Consider the following 22,367-nt stretch of genomic DNA (forward strand, 5'->3'; position numbering starts at 1 on the left):
TTGGTCGGAACTGTTCAGTCAAAAAACCGGACAGTTGGCGTGAACCGCGTGTCGTTCGCGAGTGGAAAGCCCGTGCGCACCCGCCCTGCTCTCCGGCGAAGGAAGATATCCGCATGAAACTCGAAATCCAGCTTGATCGGGACAACGGCGTGCCGCTGACCGAGCAGATCGTCGCGGGCGTCACGGCGTGGATCCGCTCGCGTACCGCCCACCCAGGTTCGAAGCTGCCGTCGATTCGCCAGTTCGCCACCGATTACGGCGTGAGCCGCTTTCCGGTGATCGAGGCTTACGACCGGCTGGTGTCGCTCGGCTATATCGACTCGCGCCACGGCTCGGGCTTTTACGTCTCCGACCGTCAGCCGGCGAGCACGCATTGCCAGGGAACGACGGATCCGCGCCGTGCCGAAGACGAATCGGATCATCTCCTGCAGCAGTTCAACCACCCCGGCGAAACGCTCAAGCTGGGTAGCGGCTTCATCCCCGAAGCGTGGCGCGACATGGATGGAATCGCGCAGGCGATCCGCCACGTCTCGCGCACCGACCCGGCGAGCATGGTCGATTACGCCACCCCGCTCGGCAACCTGACTTTGCGCGAACACCTGCAAAGCCGCATCGGCCAGTTGGGGATTCAGGCGGACGCGTCGCAGATCCTGATCACCAATGGCGCAAGCCAGGCATTCGATCTGCTGATGCGCTACATGCTCAAGCCAGGCGACACGATCTTTGTCGAAGACCCCGGCTACTACAACCTCTACGGACTGCTGAAGCTGCATGGCGTGAAGCTGATCGGCATTCCACGCACGCGTAACGGTCCCGACCTGGACGTGATGCAGGAGCAGTTGAAGTCGCACCGGCCGAAGCTGCTGTTCATCAACACCGTGTTCCACAATCCGACCGGCACCACGGTCGCGCCGCAGGTGGCTTTCCGGCTATTGCAGCTCGCGCGCGAGCACGGGTTCTCGATTATCGAAGACGATATTTACGCCGATTTTCAGACCGACCTCACCGACCGCCTGGCCACGCTCGATCAGCTCGAACACGTGATCTATCTGGGCGGCCTGTCGAAGACGCTGTCGTCGTCGCTGAGGATCGGTTGTGTGGTGGCTAGCCACGCGATCATCAAGGATCTGGTCGATATCAAGATGCTGACGAGCATCGGCGGCTCGCGTTTTGCCGAAGCGGTCGCCGTGTCGATGCTGGAACGCGGCGCCTATCGCAAGTATCTGGAACGCCTGCGACGGCGCATGCGCGACGCGCTCGGCTCGACGATTCAGACGCTCGAAGACGTCGGCTGGGACATTTTCGACAAACCTGTGGGCGGCAAATTCGTGTGGGCTCGCGTGCCGCACGTGGCCAATGCGGAAAGATTGGTGGAGTGCGGTGCGCCGCTGGGCGTGACCGTGGTACCGGGCAACTACTTCCGGCCGAATATGGAGGTCAGTCCGTGGACCAGGATTCATATCGCGTTTGGTAACGACCCACGTGCGCAAGCGTTCTTTCGTGCTGCGGTGGCGTTGCCGGCTTCGGGGTGAGGTTTTGGGGTGAGGTTTTGGGGTGAGGTTTTGGGGTGAGGTTTTGGGGTGAGGTTTTGGGGTGAAGCCGCACAGTGAGGGCTCGGAGTGAGACGCTGAACCGAGGCGCCAGGGTGACCAATCGCCGCGTTTCCGACTCGCTGCGACTTCCCCGCCCTGCGCCGCGCGGCGCTTTTCCCTAGAATAGCGAGTCCCAGCCCGTCCTGCGCGCCCAGCCGCCCTCCATGTCCACGCCGACTCCGCCCGCCCTCGCGCCCACTACGCCCAGCGCGCCTTCGCCCCGCTCGCTCACCGTGATGCTGTGGGTCGTCGCCACCGGCTTCTTCATGCAGACGCTCGACTCGACCATCGTCAACACCGCGCTCCCGGCGATGGCGACGAGCCTCGGCGAGTTGCCGCTGCGCATGCAATCGGTGGTGATCGCCTATTCGCTGACCATGGCCGTGATGATCCCGGTATCCGGCTGGCTCGCCGACAAATTCGGCACGCGCCGCGTGTTTTTCAGCGCGATCCTCGTGTTCGCGGTCGCTTCGTTGTTGTGCGCGAACGCGCACACGCTGAATCAACTCGTGGCCTTCCGCATCATGCAAGGCGTGGGCGGTGCGATGCTATTGCCGGTCGGTCGCCTCGCGGTGTTGCGCACCTTTCCGGCTGAGCGCTATTTGCCGGCGCTTTCATTCGTGGCGATTCCGGGCCTCATCGGACCGCTAATCGGCCCCACGCTCGGCGGCTGGCTCGTGAAGATCGCATCCTGGCACTGGATCTTTCTGATCAACGTGCCGGTGGGCATCATCGGTTGCATCGCTACGTTCATCTTCATGCCGGACAGCCGCAACGAGCACGTCGGCAAGTTCGATATGAAAGGCTACTTGTTGCTGATCGTGGCCATGGTGGCGATTTCGTTCGCACTCGACGGCCGTACCGAATTAGGCATTCAGCACGCCACGGTGCTGGTGCTGCTGATCCTGAGCCTCGCCTGCTTTGTCGCCTACGGCTTGCACGCCGTGCGCGAGCCTTCGCCGATTTTCTCGCTCGACCTCTTCAAGATCCACACGTTCAGCGTCGGCCTGCTCGGCAATCTGTTCGCGCGAATCGGCAGCGGCGCGATGCCCTATCTGATCCCTCTGCTATTGCAGGTGAGTCTAGGCTATAGCGCCTTCGAAGCCGGCATGATGATGCTGCCTGTGGCGGCCGCGGGCATGGCATCCAAACGTCTCGTGACCACGTTGATCATCAAGTACAGTTACCGGCGCGTGCTGATTGTCAACACCGTGTTGGTCGGCTTGACGATGGCAAGCTTCGCGCTCACCTCCGCGAACCAGCCGCTGTGGCTGCGGCTCGTGCAACTGGCATTCTTCGGCGGCGTCAACTCGATCCAGTTCACCGCAATGAACACGTTGACGCTCAAGGACCTGGGCACCGGCGGCGCGAGCAGCGGCAACAGCCTCTTTTCACTGGTCCAGATGCTGTCGATGAGTCTGGGCGTGACCGTGGCCGGCGCCCTGCTCGCCACGTTTACAGGCCTGTTGCCGCGTGTGACGGCCGCCAATTCGCTGCCCGCGTTTCACGCGACGTTCCTGTGTGTCGGCATCATCACGGCAGGCTCGTCGTGGATCTTTGCGCAACTGTCGCCGGACATCCGCACGCCCGCGAAAAAGACCGATCCTTCCGAACGAACCTGATGTGTGTCGCCCCAGCCGCGCGCTCCGCCACCGACCCGCAACGGGGCGCGGGCCGCACCAGCGAAGTGCGAATCGTCGCGTTCGCGCCCGCGCTGGCGCACAATCGTCTTATCTGAGTGTGACAGTCGGGCATGCGTGCTGTGTTTCCGGACGCGCATAGTTCTTGCTCGCCTATCCTGTAAACTGACGCTTTGCGCGTGCGGACTCATGTCGAGCATGCAGGCGCGCCGCCACCCCACACGACTGACATGATGAGCATGATCGAACTCGATCCTCCCGGTTTCCAGCCGCCGCGCCCAATGGCCGGCGATGAGGGTTCCCGGCGCACCGTTCTGTACGGCGGCTACACTGTTTTCAGCGTGTTCCAGCCGGTTTTCTCCGTGTCGCACCGGCGCGCGATCGGTTATCACGCGTCGCTGCGCGCCCGGGACGAACACGGGTTGCAAGTGCCGTCGCACGAGGTGTTCACACAGGCCGCGCGGCGCGGCGATCTGCTCGAACTCGGGCGGCTCGCTGAATCCCTGCATCTGGGCAACTTCAACGCGTTCGACAGCCACGACGAATGGCTCTTTCTGAGCCTGCACCCGGCCGCGCTGATGGACACCAGTTACGGCGACGCGCTGCTTGCCGGCCTCAAGGCGCTCGGCCTGCCGCCGCAGCGCGTGGTGCTGGAAGTTTCCGAACAGGCGGGCGGCGAAACCACGCGCTTTGCCGAAATCATCGATGCGCTGCGTAAATCCGGCTTTCTGATCGCGCTCGACGGTTTTGGCGCGAAGCATTCGAACATTGACCGCGTGTGGAATCTGCGGCCGGACATCGTCACGCTCGACCGCTGCATTCTCGCGCAAGCCAGCGAACACTCGCACATTGAGCGCGTGCTGCCGGGCCTCGTCTCGCTGCTGCACGAATCCGGGCAACTGGTGCTGATGGGCGGCCTGAGCACCGAACGCGACGCGTTGATCGCGCTCGAATGCAACGTGGACTTCGTGCAAGGCGCATTCTTCGCTGGTCCGAGCGTCGAGCCGGTCAAACCGCAAGCGGCGGCCGGCTTGATGGACTCGCTCTCCGCAGCGCTACGTGAACGGGTTGGCGCGCGTGAGCGCGCACAATCCGCGCGGCTCGCACCGTACGTTACCGCGCTCGAAACCGCAGCCGCGCAACTGGTGGCCGGCGAGTCCGTTGCGCAAGCCACCGCCTCACTCCTCACGCTCGGCGAGACGGCACGCTGCTTCGTGCTGGACGGGTCGGGCCGGCAGATCGGCGACAACGTGCTGCCCCCGGGGCGCGCCTCGCAACGCGCCAAGCGCTTCCGCCCGCTGCTGCATTCGGAAGGCGCGAGTTGGGAGCGCCGGCCGTACTTTATCCAGGCGATGCGCATGCCCGGTCAGGTGCATCTCACGCCTCCCTACCTGTCGATCAACGAAGCTCACCTGTGCGTGACTGCCTCGATCGCCGCACACACGCCGACTGGTACACAGGTGCTATGCGTGGACATCAACTGGGAAGTCGCGGCCCACCGAAATTGAGGTCACAGCGGTCTGCTGGATCCGCGCAAGCAGTTGCCTGACCGCTGCGCGGCCCAGCATGCGGTTAATGGCACGCAAGCGCGCCGCGCTCGTCACCACGCGCATGGCGATGATTCTTGTGGAGCCGTCCGCAAGGCTATTCGTGGACACGTCGAGGACCCCCACGACCTCGCCCTCGAAGAACAAAGCGACACACAATGTTCCCGCGACCGACACCGTCTCGGCGCTGCTCGCACGCTCGACGAGCGACGTTACCGTGCCCATCCACCCTGCCACTGCCGGTTCCGAGGTGCCGACCGGCGCGTCGCTGAAGACCTCCGGCGCGTCACCAAAGAGCCGCAACAGGCCGGCTCGATCCTGCGCCTCCAGCGCCGCGCGCAAGCGCTCCACGATCTGTGCATGCGCGGCCGGATCAGGCCGCTCAACCGGGGCACCCGCCCGTTGCAAACGCGCCTTGGCCCGATGGACGATCTGCCGGCAGGCGGCCGGCGTGCGCTCGAGAATGGCCGCGATCTCCGCATAGTCGCAGTCGAAGGCTTCGTGCAGCACGAACGCCGCTCGTTCGTCAGGCTTGAGCCGCTCGAGGAGCAGCATCACGCCATACGACATCTCCGCTGCACGCAAAGCCAATTCCTCTGCCGAGGGCGCGACCTCGTCGAGCCACGGTTCCGGCAACCAGCCCGCGGTTTGCGACGCGCGTTCGCGCTGCACGTGCCGCAGCCGGTCGATCGCCGCGCGCGTGGTGATCGTGGTGAGCCAGGCAACAGGTGTCTGCACGTCTTGCGTGTCCGCGAGGTGCCATTTCAATCCCACGTCTTGCACCACGTCTTCTGCTTCGGCGCGGCTGCCGAGCATTCGGTAGGCCAGCGCAAACAGGCGGGCACGCGCGGCCTCGAAACTGGATGCCTTCTCGATTGCTTGTTCCGTCATATATAGACCTCCAGTTCGTGCGTGGTGTAAAGCGCGCGGCGCGCTGCCTGCGAACTTGTCCGGGCGCGCGCCAACAACGTCATTCTTTTCATCTTGACGGCTGGGCATCGAACGATGTGACAGCTTCGCGTAAAAAAATTTCTGTCACGTCGCCCATTGCCGCGCCGTCATAGGGACAACAACCCGCGCAATGAATGCGCTGGCGCTCCAGCACCCGCCGTCACCCACGCGGCATAAACGAGGTCGACATGCATTCCAGCTATCCAACCATCACCGGCCTTGGCCTCGTGCCAACCGTGATCGAACAATCCGGCCGCGGCGAGCGCGCTTATGACATTTATTCGCGTCTGCTGCGCGAGCGCATCGTGTTTCTGGTCGGGCCCGTGAACGAGCAGTCGGCCAGCGTGATCGTCGCGCAACTGCTGTTTCTGGAGTCCGAGAATCCCGACAAGGATATTTCTTTTTACATCAATTCGCCGGGCGGTTCCGTGTACGACGGCCTCGCGATCTACGACACCATGCAGTTCATCAAACCGGAGGTATCCACTTTATGCACGGGCTTCGCCGCGAGCATGGGAACCTTCCTTCTCACCGCCGGCCAGCGTGGGAAGCGGTATGCGTTGCCGAACGCACGCATCATGATTCACCAGCCGTCAGGCGGAAGCCAAGGCACGGCCGCAGACGTCGAAATTCAGGCGAAGGAGGTGCTTTATTTGCGAGAGCGCCTGAATACCATAATGGCTGAGCGCACCGGGCGCAGCATCGAGGAAATCGCGCGCGACACCGACCGCGACAATTTTATGTCGGCACATGCCGCCCGTACTTATGGTCTCGTCGACGAGGTGCTGGAAACGCGCGCGGCGCTCTCTACTACGTCGCTTTTACACGAACGCTAGTGCGGTGGTCCCGTGGTCCGGTGGTCGAGCCATCGCGCCGTGTCGGGCCGCTGCACCGAACCGTTTCGGCACTGCGCGTGCCGCAGCGTAAACCGCGCTGAAAAACCCTTGGAAAACGTCGCAAGGAGCGTGGGCCGGTGCGGGTTCGCACCGCCTGCATCGGTGCGAGTGGAACACAAAAGCTGATCACCTCCGCTGGAATCGCTATCATGGTCGCGATTCGTCGAATTTGACGATCGCTTCAATGGAGATATACATGGCGTCATCCAACGAAACCGTCAGCATGGCGCTATTCTGCGACTTCGAAAACGTCGCGCTTGGCGTGCGCGATGCGAAATACGACAAGTTCGATATCAAGCTGGTGCTCGAACGGCTGCTGCTCAAGGGCAGCATCGTCGTGAAGAAGGCGTACTGCGACTGGGACCGCTACAAAAGTTTTAAAGGCGCGATGCACGAGGCCAATTTCGAATTGATCGAAATTCCGCACGTGCGCCAATCGGGCAAGAATTCCGCTGACATCCGGCTCGTCGTGGACGCGCTCGACCTTTGCTACACAAAGTCTCACGTCAACACGTTCGTCATCATCAGCGGCGACTCCGACTTCTCGCCGCTGGTGTCGAAGCTGCGTGAAAACGCCAAGCAGGTGATCGGCGTCGGTGTGCAGCAATCCACGTCGGATCTGCTGGTTGCGAACTGCGACGAGTTCTTTTTTTACGATGACCTTGTGCGAGAGAGTCAGCGTACGGTCGCCAAACGCGAGTCGTCGCGTCCGCCACACGCCGCCCAGCCGGCGGCCAAACGCGCGCCCGACGAAGAAAAGACTCGCAACAAGGAAGACCTAGAAAAACGCCGTACCAAGGCGGTCGAAATTGCTGTGCAAACGTTCGACGCGCTTGCGTCGGAGCGCGGAGACAGCGGCAAGATCTGGGCGTCGGTGCTGAAGAACGCGATCAAACGCCGCAAGCCGGATTTCAACGAAACGTACTACGGTTTTCGCGCCTTCGGCAATCTGCTGGAAGAAGCGCATGCTCGCGGGCTGCTCGAATTCGGCCGCGACGAGAAATCGGGCGCGTATGTGTATCGCAGTACGGCCGCGACCGTCGCGGGCGAAAACGCGAGCGAAACCACCGAAGCTTCCGAGTCGGCGGAACAGTTGTATGAAGCGCAGGTAGCCGAAGTCGTGAGCGCCGAGTCGGGCGGCAAACACGAGTCGCGCCGTCGTGGGCGAGGCAATCGCAAAGCGGGCCGCGGCCAGCAGGAAGCCGTCCATGAAGAGCGTAGTGCTGTCGAACACCTCGCCGGCGCACAGGCTCAAACGGAAGACCTGCCCACGCAAACGCCGAAGAACAGCGAGTTCATTTTTGAACTACCGGAAGCGCCGATAGCGTCGGCGGAAACTTCGACGGCTGAAGAGACAGGCGGCGTTGACAGCGGAGCCAACGAGCCGCATGCAGGCGACAAGCAACCCGCGCGTCGTAAAGAGCGCGCCCCCCGCAAGACGGCCGCGAAAAAAGCAAAGAAGGCTGCGCCGAGAAGCATCGAAGATATTCCGGAGATTGCAACCCCCGCCGAAACGGTGGCCCCTGCCGCCACAGCGGAAGAAGCGTCAGCGCCAGCAAAAAAGACCGCGCGCAAAACCGCGGCGCGTAGTCGTCGTCCGCGCAAGTCTGCTGCGACGAGCGACACGCAATGAGCGTTGCAAACCGGCGCGCTGCGCGCCGGTTTGAAGTGGGTTCAACGGGAAAATGAAGGACTTCGCCCTGAACGGGCGGGACGTACCCCGCACACGGCGTGATGCGTCGCAACGTGAGTGAACCCCGCATCAAGCAGTAGGCCGTGTTTGAACTGCATCACTAATCGTTGGGTAGGAGTTCAACTTTTGGGGTGCAGTTCAGTTTGCCGAAACCGAACAGGGCTCTTTCTCACGCGCCCCGAACCGTCACAAACGGCTAACCGCCGACGCTACGTCTCGCCGCCCATGCGAGCAAGCTCGACCGCAACCGCAACCACGCCGCGCCGCCCCATGTAAGCCCCTCTTCCGCTCACAGCAACCCGAACACCGCCACGCCATTGGTCGCGCCCACGTACACCTTGCCGCGCGCGATCATCGGCGTGATGAATTTGTTGCCCGCGCCCCATTGGTCGCGCGTGCCGGCCTGATTGCTGTTGTACAACTCGACGGCAAGATTACCCGCGTTGTAAGCGTGTAAAGCGCCCGTCGTGCCGTTTTCCGCCGCCCAGACGATGCCGTTGCTCGCACCGTTCGCCGACACGGCGGGCGTCGCACCTGGATAAGCAAAGGTAGTCGGACTCTTTGAGGCGGCGGTCGTCGCGAGGAACGCCCCCGCGACCGGCAACGCCTTCAGGTTGTCGTTCAGACCGCCGTAATAGACCACACCGTTGTAGTAAGCCGGCGATCCCCAGATGCCGCCCGCCAGAGTGCCGATCAACTCCTGCCAGATGTTGTTGGCGCTCGGGCTGAATTTGCCCATCGAATCACGATCGACGACGTAAATGTGGTTGTCCTTGCCGGCCGCCACCGCGAGATGTTTGACCACCCCGCCCGCTGTCGTCTGGTCCGGCAACACCATCGCGCCGCCCGAGCCGAAATCGTTGTCCGTGCCCGCTTCCTCGACCACGTTGGACATCGCGAAGTAATCGGTCACCTGCAGGTTGCCCAAGGAGAGTTTCATCATCGAGTTGCCGAGGTCGCCATCGACAGGAAAGCCCTGTGCATTGAGCGAAGTGCCGAACGTACCGTTGCCGTCCACGACGTAGAGCGACGTGCCGTCCGACGCCATGCCGGAGCCGGCCATCCAGATCGAGCCCTGACTGCCGTTCGGCGTGATGTTGAGCGCACTGGTCTGTTTCAGCGTGTCGGCGCTATACGCCATCAGCCAGCCGGTGTATGCGCCCGACATGCAGTGCGCGGTCCAGCCCATGTAGATGTTGCCGCCAACCAGCGTGAGCGCCGCGCGTTCCGTGTGCAACGAAGGGTTGAAGGTAATCACGCCGTTAATGCTGCCCGCGCCGTTACCCGGGTAAGTTGCCGAAATCTCCGTCGGGCCGCCCAGCACTTCAGCGCCGGTCGTCAGATCGAGCGCGTGCAGCCGGTGATGGATGCCCCCGCCACTGTCTTTCGTCATGGCCACGGCATACAGCACGCCATTCGCGCCGCGACTGCGGTCGATAACCGGCGTCGACGTAATGCCAATCTCCGGGGTGATGTCCTGGCAACCGCGGTCGTCGCTGGACGTTTCGCCGCTGCCGGTCAACGAGACCTTCCACAGTTGCACGAACGATGTGGCGTCATAGGCGTAGACGCTGTTGTGTTCGGTGACCACGTACACCACGTCGCGCGATGCACCGCCGATCGGCAGGTTCGTGACGAAAAGCGGCTGACCGTCGACCTTGCCGTCTGCTGCAAGAAACGCGACTTTGCCGAAGTTTGTCGAATTGACGTTCGCCGGCGTGAGCGTAGTCTCGGCGAGCATCTGACCGGTACGGCCGAGATCGTTGTGATGCATGAGGACGTCGGTGGCGTAGGCCGCCGCTGCCGCCGCAGTAGCTCCCGTACTGCTCGTTCCAGTGCCTGTGCCCGTTCCGGCGCTGGTGGTCGAGCCAGTGCCGGTGCTACTCATTCCGGAACCGGTGCCGCTGGTCCCGGTGCCACTGGTGCCCGTACTGCCCGAACCCGAGCCGCTTGCCGATCCGCTACCACTTCCACCCGCTGCCCCCGAAGCCGTAGCGGGCGCGCCGCCGCCACCACCGCCACCGCCACCGCATGAAACGAAACAAGTGGCAACGGCGATCAGCGCCGCCACTGTCCCTCGGCGGGACCATACGCCCAGCACGGACGTCTCAACGCCAGCTTGCGAGATTCGCATATTCGCCTCGTCTCCTGAACGATGCGACGGTCAGCTCCGCACAACGAACGGTGTGCGTGGAGAATCACGTCGCGTGCCGTAAGAGAGGAGTTCGCCACGTGCGTCTTCCGATCGTTGAATGCGTTGGTTGCCCTTACGGTGGATTAACCGTACGCTGTTTGCAAAGGTGTTTGCCGCCATCGTTTCGCCTCTCGCCGCCATACATGGCAATACCTGAGGGGAACGCGGCCTGGCTGCAGCAGGCGCTGGACGGAACTCGATCAGTAGTACGGATAAGGGGCATACATTACCGGCGGCGGCCCGTAGTAGCGGGGCGGCGGAGCAACATATACCGGCTGCGGCGCATAGACCGGCATCTGCGGCTGCGCGATCGTGTTGCCCTTCGAAGTCATGCACTGCGCGTACGCTGCGTCGTACCGCGCCTGCATGCTGTTGGCCGAATACTGTGCGCCGTTTGCGCCGGCCGCGCCGCCGAGCAGCAAGCCGCTGCCCGCGCCAATGGCCGCGCCCGCGCCCGCGTTGCCCGCCGCCGCGCCGATGAGCGCGCCGACCGCGGCACCGCCCAGCGTGCCCACCGCAGCGCTATTGACGCTGTTCGTGGTCGAACTCTGCGCCGCGCCGGCCGCGTCAGACGAATGGTAGGCGTAGTCGCGGCAACTATAGTCGTCCTGCTGGAACTGATTGAGCGGCTCGCCGCTGCGCGGCAGCGCGACAATGGAAGGACCGCTCGGCGGCACTACCGCACAGCCGCCAAGGAGCGCCAGAGCAACCGCGCCCGCAGGCAGCGCGACGCGTATCGATTTAAGACTTGAGATCATGGGGGCGCACGTTTCTTCATGAGAGAAACATACGGTAGGCCAATTTGCGTGCGCCTTGTTTACGAGATAGTTACCGTATTTTTACCGCGTATATCGAGATGCGCCGCCGACAGGCTGAAAACGCTTTGAGCGCCTGATTGCCGTTACCAACTGTGACAAAGATGATCCGGCTCGCCACATGCGTCAAAAGGCCCCGTCAGAGGAACTGAGCTGACGGGGCGATTCGACCTATCGGGCGATGTCGAAGCGGTCGAGATCCATCACTTTGGCCCAGGCTGCAACGAAGTCGCGGATGAATTTTTCCTGTGCGTCTTCGCTTGCATAGACTTCGCACAGCGCTCGCAGTTGGGCATGCGAACCAAAGACCAGGTCGACGCGCGTGCCCGTCCATTTGAGCTCGCCGGTCTTGCGATCACGCCCCTCGAACACATCACGGGCAGAGGAAAGTGGCTTCCACTCCGTACCCATATCGAGCAGGTTACGGAAGAAGTCGTTGGACAGCGTCTCTGGCCTGTGGGTGAATACGCCGTGCGAATCCTGCCCCGCGTGAACATTCAACGCGCGCAAGCCGCCGATCAGCACCGTCATCTCCGGCGCGGTCAACGTCAGCAATTGCGCCTTGTCGATCAGCAACGCTTCCGCCGGGGCGCGGTACTTGGCCTTCAGGTAGTTGCGAAAGCCATCGGCAAGCGGTTCGAGCGCCGCGACGGATTGCACGTCGGTCTGCTCCTGCGAGGCGTCCATGCGGCCCGGCGTGAAAGGCACGCTCACCTGATGACCGGCGCTCTTCGCCGCCTGCTCGACGGCGGCGCCACCGGCCAGCACGATCAGGTCGGCCAGCGAAATTTTCTTGCCGCCAGCCTGCGCGCCATTGAACTCGCTCTGGATGCCTTCGAGAACTTTCAGCACCTTCGCCAGTTGCTCAGGCTGGTTCACCGCCCAGTCTTTCTGCGGCGCGAGGCGAATGCGCGCACCGTTGGCGCCGCCACGTTTGTCCGAGCCGCGGAACGTGGAGGCCGACGCCCATGCCGTCGACGCCAGTTGCGAGACCGACAGTCCCGACGCGAGAATCTTCTGCTTGAGCGAGGCGATGTCCTGCTCGTTCACCAGCGGATGGTCGACCTCCGGAATCGGGTCCTGCCAGATCAGTTTTTCGGCCGGCACTTCCGGTCCGAGATAACGGGCATACGGCCCCATGTCGCGGTGAGTCAGCTTGAACCAGGCACGGGCGAACGCATCGGCGAGCTGGTCCGGGTTCTCCAGGAAACGCCGCGAAATCTTCTCGTAGGCGGGGTCGAAGCGCAGCGAGAGGTCCGTGGTGAGCATCGTCGGGCGCAGCTTCTTCGAGGGATCGTGAGCATGCGGGATCGTTTCGCCGGCATCCTTGGCGACCCACTGATGCGCGCCGGCGGGACTCTTGGTCAACTCCCATTCGTACTTGAAGAGGTTTTCGAAGAAGCCGTTGCCCCACTTGGTCGGCGTGGTGGTCCAGGTCACTTCCAGACCGCTGGTGATCGTGTCGCCGCCCTTGCCCGTGCCGAAGCTGTTCTTCCACCCAAGCCCCTGGTTCTCGAGATCGGCGGCCTCGGGTTCAGGGCCGACGTTGTCGGCCGGACCTGCGCCATGCGTCTTGCCGAACGTGTGACCGCCGGCGATCAGCGCGACGGTCTCTTCGTCGTTCATGGCCATGCGCGCGAAGGTTTCGCGAATGTCGTGTGCCGCAGCGAGCGGATCCGGATTGCCGTCGGGACCTTCCGGGTTCACATAGATGAGGCCCATCTGCACCGCACCCAGCGGATTTTCCAGGTTTCGCCCGCTGGTGTCGCGGCTCACCTCTTCGCCGTGCTTTTCTTCGTCAGCGACGATCACGCCACCGTCGTCGTTGTCGCCGGCTGCGCCTTTGCCATAGCGGACGTCGCCACCGAGCCAGGTCTTTTCATTGCCCCAGTAGACGTCCTGGTCCGGCTCCCACGTGTCCTCGCGACCACCCGCGAAACCGAACGTCTTGAAGCCCATGGTTTCGAGCGCGACGTTGCCGGTGAGAATCAACAGGTCGGCCCAGGAAATCTTCTGCCCGTACTTTTGCTTGATCGGCCAAAGCAGGCGGCGAGCCTTATCCAGGCTGACGTTGTCAGGCCAGCTGTTGAGCGGCGCGAACCGTTGCTGGCCGCGCCCTGCGCCGCCGCGGCCGTCGCCGATTCGATAGGTGCCCGCGCTGTGCCACGCCATGCGGATGAACAGCGGGCCGTAGTGGCCGAAGTCCGCGGGCCACCAATCCTGCGAGTTGGTCATCAATGCCGCAAGGTCCTTCTTCACTGCCGCCAGGTCGAGGCTCTTGAACGCCTCGGCATAGTTGAAGCTGCTGTCCAACGGGTTCGACTTGCCGGAGTGCTGGCTGAGCAGATCCAGCCGCAACTGCTTCGGCCACCAGTCACGGTTCGTGGTGCCGCCGCCGGCGGCATGATTGAACGGGCACTTTGCTTCGCTTGACATGCGTTACCTCCTTGGGAGACGTAAACCGGGATGTTCTACTGTGGCGTCAGACCGCCAGGCGCGACGACGATCCGGCGCTGGCGGGTCTGCCTGAAACCTCGTGGTGCGCGCTTTCTGACGTTCCGCTGCTGATCACCCGCGGCCGGTGGCCGTGCTTCGACGCGGGGTATCGTGGCGTGCAATCGGACGAGAATGGCTCACCGTTTCAGATCTGTTGGGAACTAAAATATACGTGAGAGTTTCTCGCAATAGAAAGCGTTTCCTGCAATGGTATTGATAGGTCGTGACTATAACGTGGCCACCGGAAAGGCGTTTGCTCGGTGCCAGGATGGAAAACGCCCCGGCCGCAATGAGCACGCTGCACGGCAGCAGGGATAACACAACGACCCCGGGAAACGGCACTCCCGCATCATGTTTCGAGTCGGGCCGACGACATGACCGCTCGCCCAATCAAAGAGAATCGTTCCTTCCGGGCAACGCGAAGTGTGTCTGGATGCTCGGCAATCGCTCGCGCCCCTCGCGAGCCATCGCGCATGGCAAACCGCGTGGATTGCATTGAAGCCTGGAGAATCAGCCTGAGTATTGATTAGGCATCCGATACGTTATCGAAGCACAAACACACGCAAGGCCCGTGTTCCTGCTAGCCCGCCGAACGACCAAACAGGGAAAAATGCTTTGACGCTTTGTGCGGGGCGTCGTCGCCGATCACACCGAATTCGATCGGAAAACGCATGTAGAAAACGTGCACGTTTTCGGCGCGCACAATATCGAGAAGCTGCTGCGCTTCCGCTTCCGTCACGGCAAGAATGATCTGAACCGGCTGATCGTCGAGTTTGAGCATATGCGCCGCGTGACGCGAACCGGCGTGGCCGATCCCTTCGGCACAATTGATGACGGTCGCGCCGCCGATCCCGAGTCGACGCACCTCATGCAACAGCCATTCGCATACGGTCTGATGGCCGTGCTTCCGGTTGTGTTCCGTATAGAACGTCAGTTGATAGCCGTTCATCGTGCCTCTCCGCTGCCGGACGCGGGGTCGCGCCCCGCTTGATTCATTCTAGTCTATCGCCCACGCGACACACGAGCATGCCCGGCACTGTCGCGCCCGCGCGGCGACCGGTGTCTCTGCAGGACATCGGCATAAAAGCGGACGCTACTCGCCGCCCTGTTGTGCGTCTGCGCCAAGCACTTCGTATTCGATAGGACAACGCGTGTAGAAGAGGTGAACACCGCCATGCCGCAGGCTATCGAGTAGTGCGTCGATGCGATCATCCGCCGCCGCCGCCGTGACGACCACCGGTTGGTCGACCAACTCGAAAAAACGCGCGGCGTGGTACTTGCCGTGCGCGTCGATGCTTTCGCTCACTTCGATCACCGTCGCACCCTCGATGCCGGCCGCCTTCGTCCTTTCGAGAATCCAGTCGACGATGGTCATGTGGCTCTTGCGGTGGCTCTGGTTGGCTGCAAACAGCGTCAGTTGACTGCCTTTCATGAGGAACTCCGATTGGGCTCCATGATGCATGCATGAATTGTCGATTCGCGCAGAAGGCCGCGACAGGCTACGACTTCCTGATCGAGGAGACTCGCAGACTTCGACCTTCGATTCTCTCGACACTCATACTACCCCCGAGCAACCGCCTCGCTCGAATGCCTTGTGAAATGAATCGTGTGAACCAATTGTGTAAAACGAATCGCGGGCACAAAAAAGCCCTCTCGCGGAGGGCTTTCATATTGGCGACAGTTTGCAAAGCTTATTGCGGCAGACCGCATCAGCCTTTGCTCAACCGCAAACTCACGCGAAGTTCTTCGACGCGAATTCCCAATTGACGATGTTCCAGTACGCTTCGACGAACTTCGGACGCGCATTGCGGTAGTCGATGTAGTAAGCGTGTTCCCACACGTCGATCGTCAGCAGTGCTTTCGCGTCGGTGGTCAGCGGCGTGGCGGCGTTGCTCGTCGACACCAGGTCGAGCGAACCGTCAGCCTTCTTCACGAGCCATGCCCAACCCGAGCCGAACGTGCCGACTGCGGTCTTGGCGAATTCTTCCTTGAACTTTTCGAACGAACCCCACTTGGCGTTGATCGCGTCAGCGAGCGCGCCGGTCGGAGCACCGCCACCTTGCGGCGACAGGCTGTTCCAGAAGAACGTGTGGTTCCACACTTGAGCCGCGTTGTTGAACACGCCGCCCGATGCCTTCTTGACGATTTCCTCGAGCGACAGGTTCTCGAACTCCGTGCCCTTGATCAGATTGTTCAGGTTGGTCACATAGGTCTGGTGATGCTTGCCGTAGTGAAACTCGAGCGTCTCTTCCGACATGTTCGGAGCGAGTGCGTTTTTCGCGAACGGCAGCGGCGGGAGCGTATGTTCCATGGTGCTTTCCTTCTGTCTGTATCTGTTGTGGGGGAGTCTGCGGATAACGCTTTAGAGCACTCGATTGTAGGCGAGTTGGAAAAACCCCGCAAACCAACGGACTTTATGTCCGGCATCGGCGAACATGCCGCACACATAGCGTGATTAATGCCTTCGCACACGGTGTGCCCGATCGTTGCCATCGTCAAAAAGGACGTCCGCTCACACCGTCGGCGAAGTGTCAGAAACCGTCCGTCAGGCGCGGCTGCACATCCGCGAGCGCAATGTCCGCGCTGCCTTCCGCGAGATGCACCGTCAAACGCCGCCCCGGCTTCAACGACGACGGCGCGCGCACCGCGCGCCCGCTCTGGGCGTCGAGGACGGCAGCATAACCACGCTCCAGCGTACGCTGCGGACTGAGCACTTCGAGACGCGCGGCAAGCGTGTCGATGCGCGCGGTCTGACGTTCATGCTGGCGTAACAAAGCCGCGTCCAGACGCTGCGCGAGATTGCCGAGCTTCGCCTGATGCCCGGCGAGATCCGGACGCCAGCGCTGCCAGCGCATCTGTAGCAGCGAAAACCGCGCTCGTGCGTCACGCACCGGGCGCGTACCCGCCGATGCGAGCCGCACACTCAACTGCTGCACATGCGTGCGCTGCCGCGCAAGACGTTCGGCCGGCGACACCAGCCGGCGCGCGAGCCAGTCGAGTTGCTGGGCGCGCCGCTCCATCATGCGGCCGAAGCCGCGGGCGAGCGTCGCGTGGCGATGGTCGAGCTCACGCAGCAGCAGCACGCGCTGCGGACTCACCAGTTCGGCGGCGCCGGTCGGTGTCGGTGCGCGCACGTCGGCGGCAAAATCGGCAATCGTGAAATCGGTTTCGTGACCGACTCCGCTCACCACCGGAATGGCGCTTTCCGCAATCGCGCGCGCCAGGACTTCTTCGTTGAACGCCCACAGGTCTTCGATCGAGCCGCCGCCACGGCAGACGATCAGCACGTCGACTTCGCGCCTTGCGTTGGCGGCGTCGACCATCGCGGCGAGCTTGGCGCTCACGCCCACACCCTGCACCGGCGCCGGATAGACGATCACCGGAATGTGCGGCGCGCGGCGCGACAGCGTGGTCAGGACATCGCGCAAGGCCGCGGCCTGCAACGATGTGACAATGCCGATCGCTCGCGGATGAGGCGGCAACGCGCGTTTTCGCTCGGCGGCAAAGAGACCCTCGGCTTCGAGCTGCGCTTTCAGCCGGAGGAACGCTTCGTAAAGACGCCCCTGCCCCGTGCGCCGCACCGCTTCCACATTCAATTGCAGTTCGCCGCGCGGCTCGTACATCGTCACCAGCGCGCGCACTTCGATGCGATCGCCTTCGCGTGGCGTGAATTCGGCGTATTGCGCCCGCCCGCGGAACATCACGCAACGCATCTGCGCCTGCGCGTCCTTGATCGAGAAATACCAATGGCCGCTTGCGGCGCGGGTGAAGTTCGATACTTCGCCGGCGACCCAGACGAGCGGAAACGAGCGTTCGAGCATCGTGCCGATCGCGCGATTGAGCGCCGAGACGGGAACGACGACTTCACCGCCGGGCGCGGCCGACGAGGAAAAAGGGCTTTCGGGATTCATGCGAGGAATAGGGGTGGCTGGCCGGACAGACGATAGACCGAGCGGCCATTGCCGTCCAGCGTGGCGCTCCAATTGTTAAAAGTGTCCACATGGCGGGACCTGCCAGACGAATCCCGCCAGACTGCCCGCGCAAGCGCATGAATTCAAAGCATGTCGTTGATTTATATGGCGTTTACATCTCACTAAAGAGAATGATTACCGATCACGAGCGCACGGACCGGCCCTCTCCGCTCATCGGATGGCAGGTTCTCCACAAAGTTATCCACAGGCGGTGCCCGACATCGTCAGGGCCGTTTCGACGCGCGCCGCCCCGCAGGCGACTTGCCGGGCGGGACGCACGCGCGCTAGAGTGGCGGGTTCGACGGCATGCCGAACGTCCTCGTGGCGTCCGGAATTGAGGCACCCTCGCCCTGTGCCGCCCTGTTTCGCCTTTGGCCTCATTCTCGACAGTCCGGAGAACCGCGTTGATGCTTGCCCCGCGTTTTGCGCCTAGCTCCTTCATGCCGCCGTCCCCACGCTTTCCGACGGGCGGCGCGCCGCTCGTCCGTGCGACCCGCCCATGAGCGAAATTCACAACCGTCTCGAAGCACGCCTTGCGCGCGAATGGCAGCAGCGTGGCCCGCTTGCATGGGCGCTGACGCCGTTCGCCTGCGTGTTCGGCGCGATCGCCGCCGCGCGCCGCGCCGCCTTTTCGTTCGGCTGGTTGAAATCGGTTCGCATCGGCGTGCCTGTGGTGGTGGTCGGCAATGTGACCGTCGGGGGCACCGGCAAGACGCCCACGGTGATCGCGCTCGTCGAAGCGTTACGCGCCGCGGGCTTCAAGCCCGGCGTGGTGTCGCGCGGCTACGGCGCGCGCGTGACGAGCCCGACACGGGTCACGCCTGCATCGGCGGCGAGCGTGGGCGGCGACGAGCCGCTGCTGATCGCCCGCCGTACCGGCGCGCCGGTCTGGGTCTGTCCGGATCGCGTGGCGGCTGCGCAGGCGCTGTGCGCCGCGCACCGCGAAGTCGACGTGATCGTGAGCGATGACGGCTTGCAGCATTACCGGCTCGAACGCGATGCCGAACTGGTCGTGTTCGATCACCGGCTCGGCGGCAATGGTTTCCTGCTGCCGGCCGGCCCGCTGCGCGAGCCCTTGTCGCGCCGCCGCGATGCGACGCTCGTCAATGATCCTTACGCGCGCACGCTGCCCGCGTGGCCGAACACCTTCGCGTTGAAACTCACGCCCGGCGACGCGTGGCATCTGGACAATCCCGCGTTGCGCCGACCGCTCGCGCAATTCAGCGGCGATCGCGTGCTGGCCGTGGCCGGCATCGGCGCGCCGGAGCGGTTTTTCGCCACGCTGCGCGCCGCCGGCCTGACGCCGGCCACCCGCGCGTTGCCGGATCATTACGCGTTCGAACGCAATCCTTTTACCGACGTGGACGCCGACGCCATCCTGATAACAGAAAAGGATGCGGTAAAATTAGGGTCCTGGCACGACGCGCGCATCTGGGTAGTCCCGGTCGAAGCCGCGCTCGATCATCGCCTCATCGCATTAGTTGTGGAGAAAGTCCGTGGACGCTCGCCTGCTTGAAATTCTCGTCTGCCCGATCTGCAAGGGCCCGCTCAGCTACGACCGCGCCGCGCAGGAACTGATCTGCAACGCGGACAAGCTCGCCTATCCGATCCGCGACGGGATTCCCGTCATGCTCGTCGACGAAGCGCGGCAAACCGTGGAAGGCACGCCGGTCGATCTGAATCCGGGTTCCGTGGCCTGAAGCCGGGCCGACTCGCACCGGGCGGCCGCCATGCCGGCGCCCCTTGTGTTTCGATCCGCATCCGCCGTCTTTCCGGTCCGCGCCCTTGCAGTTTGCGCGGCCACCTTCCCGCGGTTTCATCGCCGCCCGCCGTTCCGCCCGTCTCTGCGCCTGTCCTGCCGATGACCCACGCCAACACCACCACGCCTCCGTTCATCGCCGTCGTCCCGGCCCGGCTCGCCTCGACGCGTCTGCCCAACAAGCCGCTCGCCGATATCGGCGGCAAGCCGATGGTGGTGCGGGTCGCGGAACGCGCGCGCGAATCGGGCGCGCAGCAGGTGCTGGTCGCCTCGGACGCGCAAGCGGTGCTCGACGCCGCCCGCGATCACGGCTTCGAAGCCGTGTTGACGCGCGCGGACCATCCGTCCGGCACGGACCGCCTCGCGGAAGTCGCGGCGCAATTCGGCTGGAGCGACGACACGATCGTGGTCAACGTACAGGGCGACGAGCCGCTGATCGATCCAGCACTCGTGTGCGGCGTGGCGTCGCACCTTGCGGCGAGCAGTGGTTGCGCGATCGCCACTGCTGCCCACCCGATCACCGACCCCGCCGAAATTTTCAACCCGAACGTCGTCAAGGTCGTGCTCGACGCGCGCGGTATCGCGCTGTACTTCTCGCGCGCGCCGATTCCCTGGGCACGCGACGCGTATCAGCCGCACTGGCCCAATGTCGCGTCGATGCCCACTCCGCCCGCGCCCGCGGTGGTTCATCGGCATATCGGCCTGTACGCGTATCGCGCGCAATTCCTGCGCACCTACCCGAGCCTCGCGATCTCGCCGATCGAACAGGTCGAAGCGCTCGAACAACTGCGCGCGATGTGGCATGGCGAGCGGATCGCGGTGCTCGTCACCCACGACGTGCCGCTGCCCGGCGTCGACACGCCCGCCGATCTCGCGCGCGTGCAGGCTTTATTCGGGTCTTGAGCGCAAAAACCCATGGCATAATCGGACGGTTGTGCGCGCCTCCCGAGACAAACGAGGTTCAGGGTTTGCCCGGTCGCGCCGTTGCGGTCCTGCAGCGCCGTTTCTTTAACGTGCAGCGCGAGACTCGTACCGGCGCCGACGCGGAGCCCTTCGAGACATCGTGGGACGGCTGCAGCGCCACCAAAGAATTCACATAGATCTGGAGATAGCACATGCGTTTGATCCTATTGGGTGCGCCCGGCGCGGGTAAGGGCACTCAGGCGACCTTCATCAAGGAAAAGTTCGGCATTCCGCAAATTTCCACCGGCGACATGCTGCGTGCGGCCGTCAAGGCAGGCACGCCGCTCGGCCTCGAAGCGAAGCGCTTCATGGATGCCGGCGAACTGGTCACGGACGAGTTGATCATCAACCTGGTGAAGGAACGTCTGCAGCAGGCCGACTGCGCGAACGGCTACCTGTTCGACGGTTTTCCGCGCACCATCCCGCAAGCCGAGGCGATGAAGCAGGCCGGCGTCGCGATCGACTACGTGCTGGAGATCGACGTGCCGTTCGACGAGATCATCGTGCGTATGAGCGGTCGCCGCTCGCACGCCGCGTCGGGCCGTACGTACCACGTCAAGTTCAATCCGCCGAAAGTGGAAGGCGTGGACGACGTAACAGGCGAACCGCTGATCCAGCGCGACGACGACAAGGAAGAAACGGTCAAGAAGCGTCTGGAAGTGTACGAGGCGCAAACCAAGCCGTTGATCGAGTACTACAACACCTGGGCGAAGAATGGCGATTCGTCGACCTCGTTGAAGGCGCCGCAGTATCGCCGCATTTCGGGGCTCGGCAGCGTCGAGGAAATTCGTGAACGCGCATTCGAGGCATTGAAGTAAGCGCATTTTCGTTTGCGTTTGTTTCAATAGGACCCGCCCTTGCCGGCGGGTTTTTTATTGCATTGCGCGGATGCAGTGCCCGTTCTCTGCGCGCTGCACCTCGCATTACTTAGCCATCCATAATGGTTTGCTTTCAGCCCGTCGCGCTTTCCGCGTTGCAGCATAGTCGTTACAATCGATCATCGAAAAAATATTCGATCTAGACACTACTGAAACGTAGCAAAGGAGAAGACATGGAGATTCGTGACAATGTGTTCCTGATCACCGGCGGTGCGTCAGGCTTGGGCGCAGCCACGGCGCGCCTGCTCGTCGAAAATGGCGGCAAGGTGGTGCTCGCCGACCTGAACGTGGAGGCCGGCGAGGCGCTCGCCAGGGAACTCGGCGGTGTCTTCGTCAAATGCGACGTCAGCCGCGAAGACGACGCCACGCAAGCCGTCGATGCCGCCACCAAACTCGGCACGCTGCGCGGCCTCGTCAATTGCGCGGGTGTCGCGCCTGCCATCAAAACGGTCGGCAAGGACGGCCCCCATCCGCTCGATTCGTTCGCGCGCACCATCTCGATCAACCTGATCGGCACGTTCAACATGATCCGGCTTGCCGCCGCAGCCATGTCGAAGAACGAGCCGAATGCGAATGGCGAGCGTGGCGTGATCATCAATACGGCGTCGGTGGCCGCCTATGATGGCCAGATCGGCCAGGCGGCTTACGCCGCGTCCAAGAGCGGCGTGGTCGGCATGACGCTGCCCATTGCCCGTGACCTGTCGCGCAACGCAATCCGCGTGATGACCATTGCGCCGGGCATTTTCGAAACGCCCATGCTGCTCGGCATGCCGCAGGAAGTGCAGGACGCCCTCGGCGCGATGGTGCCGTTCCCACCGCGTCTCGGCAAACCGGCAGAGTACGCGATGCTGGCCAAGCAGATCTTCGACAACCCGATGCTCAATGGCGAAGTGATCCGCCTGGACGGCGCGATCCGCATGCAGCCGAAGTGAGCGTCCATGCGGCGTGCCGTCTGAAAGGGGCGCGTCAATG

General features: G+C 63.1%; 18 protein-coding genes. 10 read left to right on the plus strand and 8 right to left on the minus strand.

The window, feature by feature from the left end:
* Positions 1 to 113: 113 nt before the first annotated feature.
* The 3 genes from P0D68_RS10125 (at position 114) to P0D68_RS10135 (ending at position 4,740) form a co-directional block, all read left to right on the plus strand.
* Positions 114 to 1,532, plus strand: coding sequence for an aminotransferase-like domain-containing protein (locus P0D68_RS10125; RefSeq protein ID WP_408296116.1), 1,419 nt, complete (start codon positions 114 to 116; stop codon positions 1,530 to 1,532).
* A gap of 224 nt (positions 1,533 to 1,756) precedes the next feature.
* A complete protein-coding gene (gene mdtD / locus P0D68_RS10130) occupies positions 1,757 to 3,214 on the plus strand; it encodes a multidrug transporter subunit MdtD (RefSeq protein ID WP_408296113.1) in 1,458 nt (485 codons plus the stop codon).
* Positions 3,215 to 3,465: 251 nt separating this feature from the next.
* On the plus strand, positions 3,466 to 4,740 hold the full coding sequence (locus P0D68_RS10135; protein WP_091801047.1) for an EAL domain-containing protein: 1,275 nt from the start codon (positions 3,466 to 3,468) through the stop codon (positions 4,738 to 4,740).
* Here P0D68_RS10135 and P0D68_RS10140 read toward each other — a convergent pair.
* Positions 4,696 to 5,670 carry a sigma-70 family RNA polymerase sigma factor gene (locus tag P0D68_RS10140; RefSeq protein ID WP_408296110.1) on the minus strand — a complete coding sequence of 325 codons (975 nt, stop codon included), beginning with the start codon at positions 5,668 to 5,670 and terminating at the stop codon, positions 4,696 to 4,698. The genes P0D68_RS10135 and P0D68_RS10140 overlap by 45 nt on opposite strands.
* Positions 5,671 to 5,918: 248 nt before the next feature.
* Here P0D68_RS10140 and clpP point away from each other — a divergent pair, with 248 nt between their 5' ends.
* Both clpP and P0D68_RS10150 read left to right on the plus strand, forming a co-directional pair.
* Positions 5,919 to 6,566 (plus strand): ATP-dependent Clp endopeptidase proteolytic subunit ClpP, encoded by a 648-nt coding sequence (clpP, locus tag P0D68_RS10145; RefSeq protein WP_408296474.1) that lies wholly within the window; start codon positions 5,919 to 5,921, stop codon positions 6,564 to 6,566.
* Between the two features lie 256 nt (positions 6,567 to 6,822).
* A complete protein-coding gene (locus P0D68_RS10150; protein ID WP_408296107.1) occupies positions 6,823 to 8,259 on the plus strand; it encodes an NYN domain-containing protein in 1,437 nt (478 codons plus the stop codon).
* 349 nt (positions 8,260 to 8,608) lie between these two features.
* Here the strand turns inward: P0D68_RS10150 and P0D68_RS10155 are convergent, their stop codons facing one another.
* From P0D68_RS10155 to xseA, 7 genes are all read right to left on the minus strand, one after another.
* Positions 8,609 to 10,453 carry a PQQ-binding-like beta-propeller repeat protein gene (locus tag P0D68_RS10155; protein WP_408296104.1) on the minus strand — a complete coding sequence of 615 codons (1,845 nt, stop codon included), beginning with the start codon at positions 10,451 to 10,453 and terminating at the stop codon, positions 8,609 to 8,611.
* A 260-nt stretch (positions 10,454 to 10,713) separates the two neighbouring features.
* Positions 10,714 to 11,271 carry a glycine zipper family protein gene (locus tag P0D68_RS10160; protein ID WP_091799601.1) on the minus strand — a complete coding sequence of 186 codons (558 nt, stop codon included), beginning with the start codon at positions 11,269 to 11,271 and terminating at the stop codon, positions 10,714 to 10,716.
* A 228-nt stretch (positions 11,272 to 11,499) separates the two neighbouring features.
* Positions 11,500 to 13,764 (minus strand): catalase/peroxidase HPI, encoded by a 2,265-nt coding sequence (gene katG, locus P0D68_RS10165; protein ID WP_408296101.1) that lies wholly within the window; start codon positions 13,762 to 13,764, stop codon positions 11,500 to 11,502.
* Between the two features lie 640 nt (positions 13,765 to 14,404).
* Positions 14,405 to 14,773 (minus strand): DUF190 domain-containing protein, encoded by a 369-nt coding sequence (locus P0D68_RS10170; RefSeq protein WP_408296098.1) that lies wholly within the window; start codon positions 14,771 to 14,773, stop codon positions 14,405 to 14,407.
* Positions 14,774 to 14,917: 144 nt separating this feature from the next.
* The gene (locus P0D68_RS10175; RefSeq protein WP_408296095.1) at positions 14,918 to 15,256 is read right to left on the minus strand and encodes a DUF190 domain-containing protein; all 339 of its coding nucleotides are present in this window, start codon (positions 15,254 to 15,256) and stop codon (positions 14,918 to 14,920) included.
* Positions 15,257 to 15,556: 300 nt separating this feature from the next.
* On the minus strand, positions 15,557 to 16,135 hold the full coding sequence (gene sodB, locus P0D68_RS10180) for a superoxide dismutase [Fe] (RefSeq protein WP_091799589.1): 579 nt from the start codon (positions 16,133 to 16,135) through the stop codon (positions 15,557 to 15,559).
* 220 nt (positions 16,136 to 16,355) lie between these two features.
* Complete coding sequence (gene xseA / locus P0D68_RS10185; RefSeq protein WP_408296092.1) at positions 16,356 to 17,735, minus strand: exodeoxyribonuclease VII large subunit; 1,380 nt, start codon at positions 17,733 to 17,735, stop codon at positions 16,356 to 16,358.
* Positions 17,736 to 18,294: 559 nt separating this feature from the next.
* On the opposite strand from xseA, the gene lpxK reads away from it, so the two are divergent.
* The 5 genes from lpxK (at position 18,295) to P0D68_RS10210 (ending at position 22,327) form a co-directional block, all read left to right on the plus strand.
* A complete protein-coding gene (gene lpxK / locus P0D68_RS10190; RefSeq protein WP_408296089.1) occupies positions 18,295 to 19,311 on the plus strand; it encodes a tetraacyldisaccharide 4'-kinase in 1,017 nt (338 codons plus the stop codon).
* Positions 19,292 to 19,495, plus strand: a complete 204-nt coding sequence (locus P0D68_RS10195) for a Trm112 family protein (RefSeq protein ID WP_007180583.1) — start codon at positions 19,292 to 19,294, stop codon at positions 19,493 to 19,495. The genes lpxK and P0D68_RS10195 overlap by 20 nt, the downstream gene beginning before the upstream one ends.
* A gap of 161 nt (positions 19,496 to 19,656) precedes the next feature.
* The gene (gene kdsB, locus P0D68_RS10200; protein ID WP_091799580.1) at positions 19,657 to 20,457 is read left to right on the plus strand and encodes a 3-deoxy-manno-octulosonate cytidylyltransferase; all 801 of its coding nucleotides are present in this window, start codon (positions 19,657 to 19,659) and stop codon (positions 20,455 to 20,457) included.
* A 212-nt stretch (positions 20,458 to 20,669) separates the two neighbouring features.
* A complete protein-coding gene (gene adk / locus P0D68_RS10205; RefSeq protein WP_408296085.1) occupies positions 20,670 to 21,335 on the plus strand; it encodes an adenylate kinase in 666 nt (221 codons plus the stop codon).
* 233 nt (positions 21,336 to 21,568) lie between these two features.
* Positions 21,569 to 22,327: a 3-hydroxyacyl-CoA dehydrogenase gene (locus P0D68_RS10210; protein WP_408296082.1), complete on the plus strand. Its 759-nt coding sequence runs from the start codon at positions 21,569 to 21,571 to the stop codon at positions 22,325 to 22,327.
* Positions 22,328 to 22,367 lie beyond the last annotated feature (40 nt).

The sequence above is a fragment of the Paraburkholderia sp. RL17-380-BIE-A genome (assembly GCF_046028085.1).
Classification (GTDB): Bacteria; Pseudomonadota; Gammaproteobacteria; order Burkholderiales; family Burkholderiaceae; genus Paraburkholderia.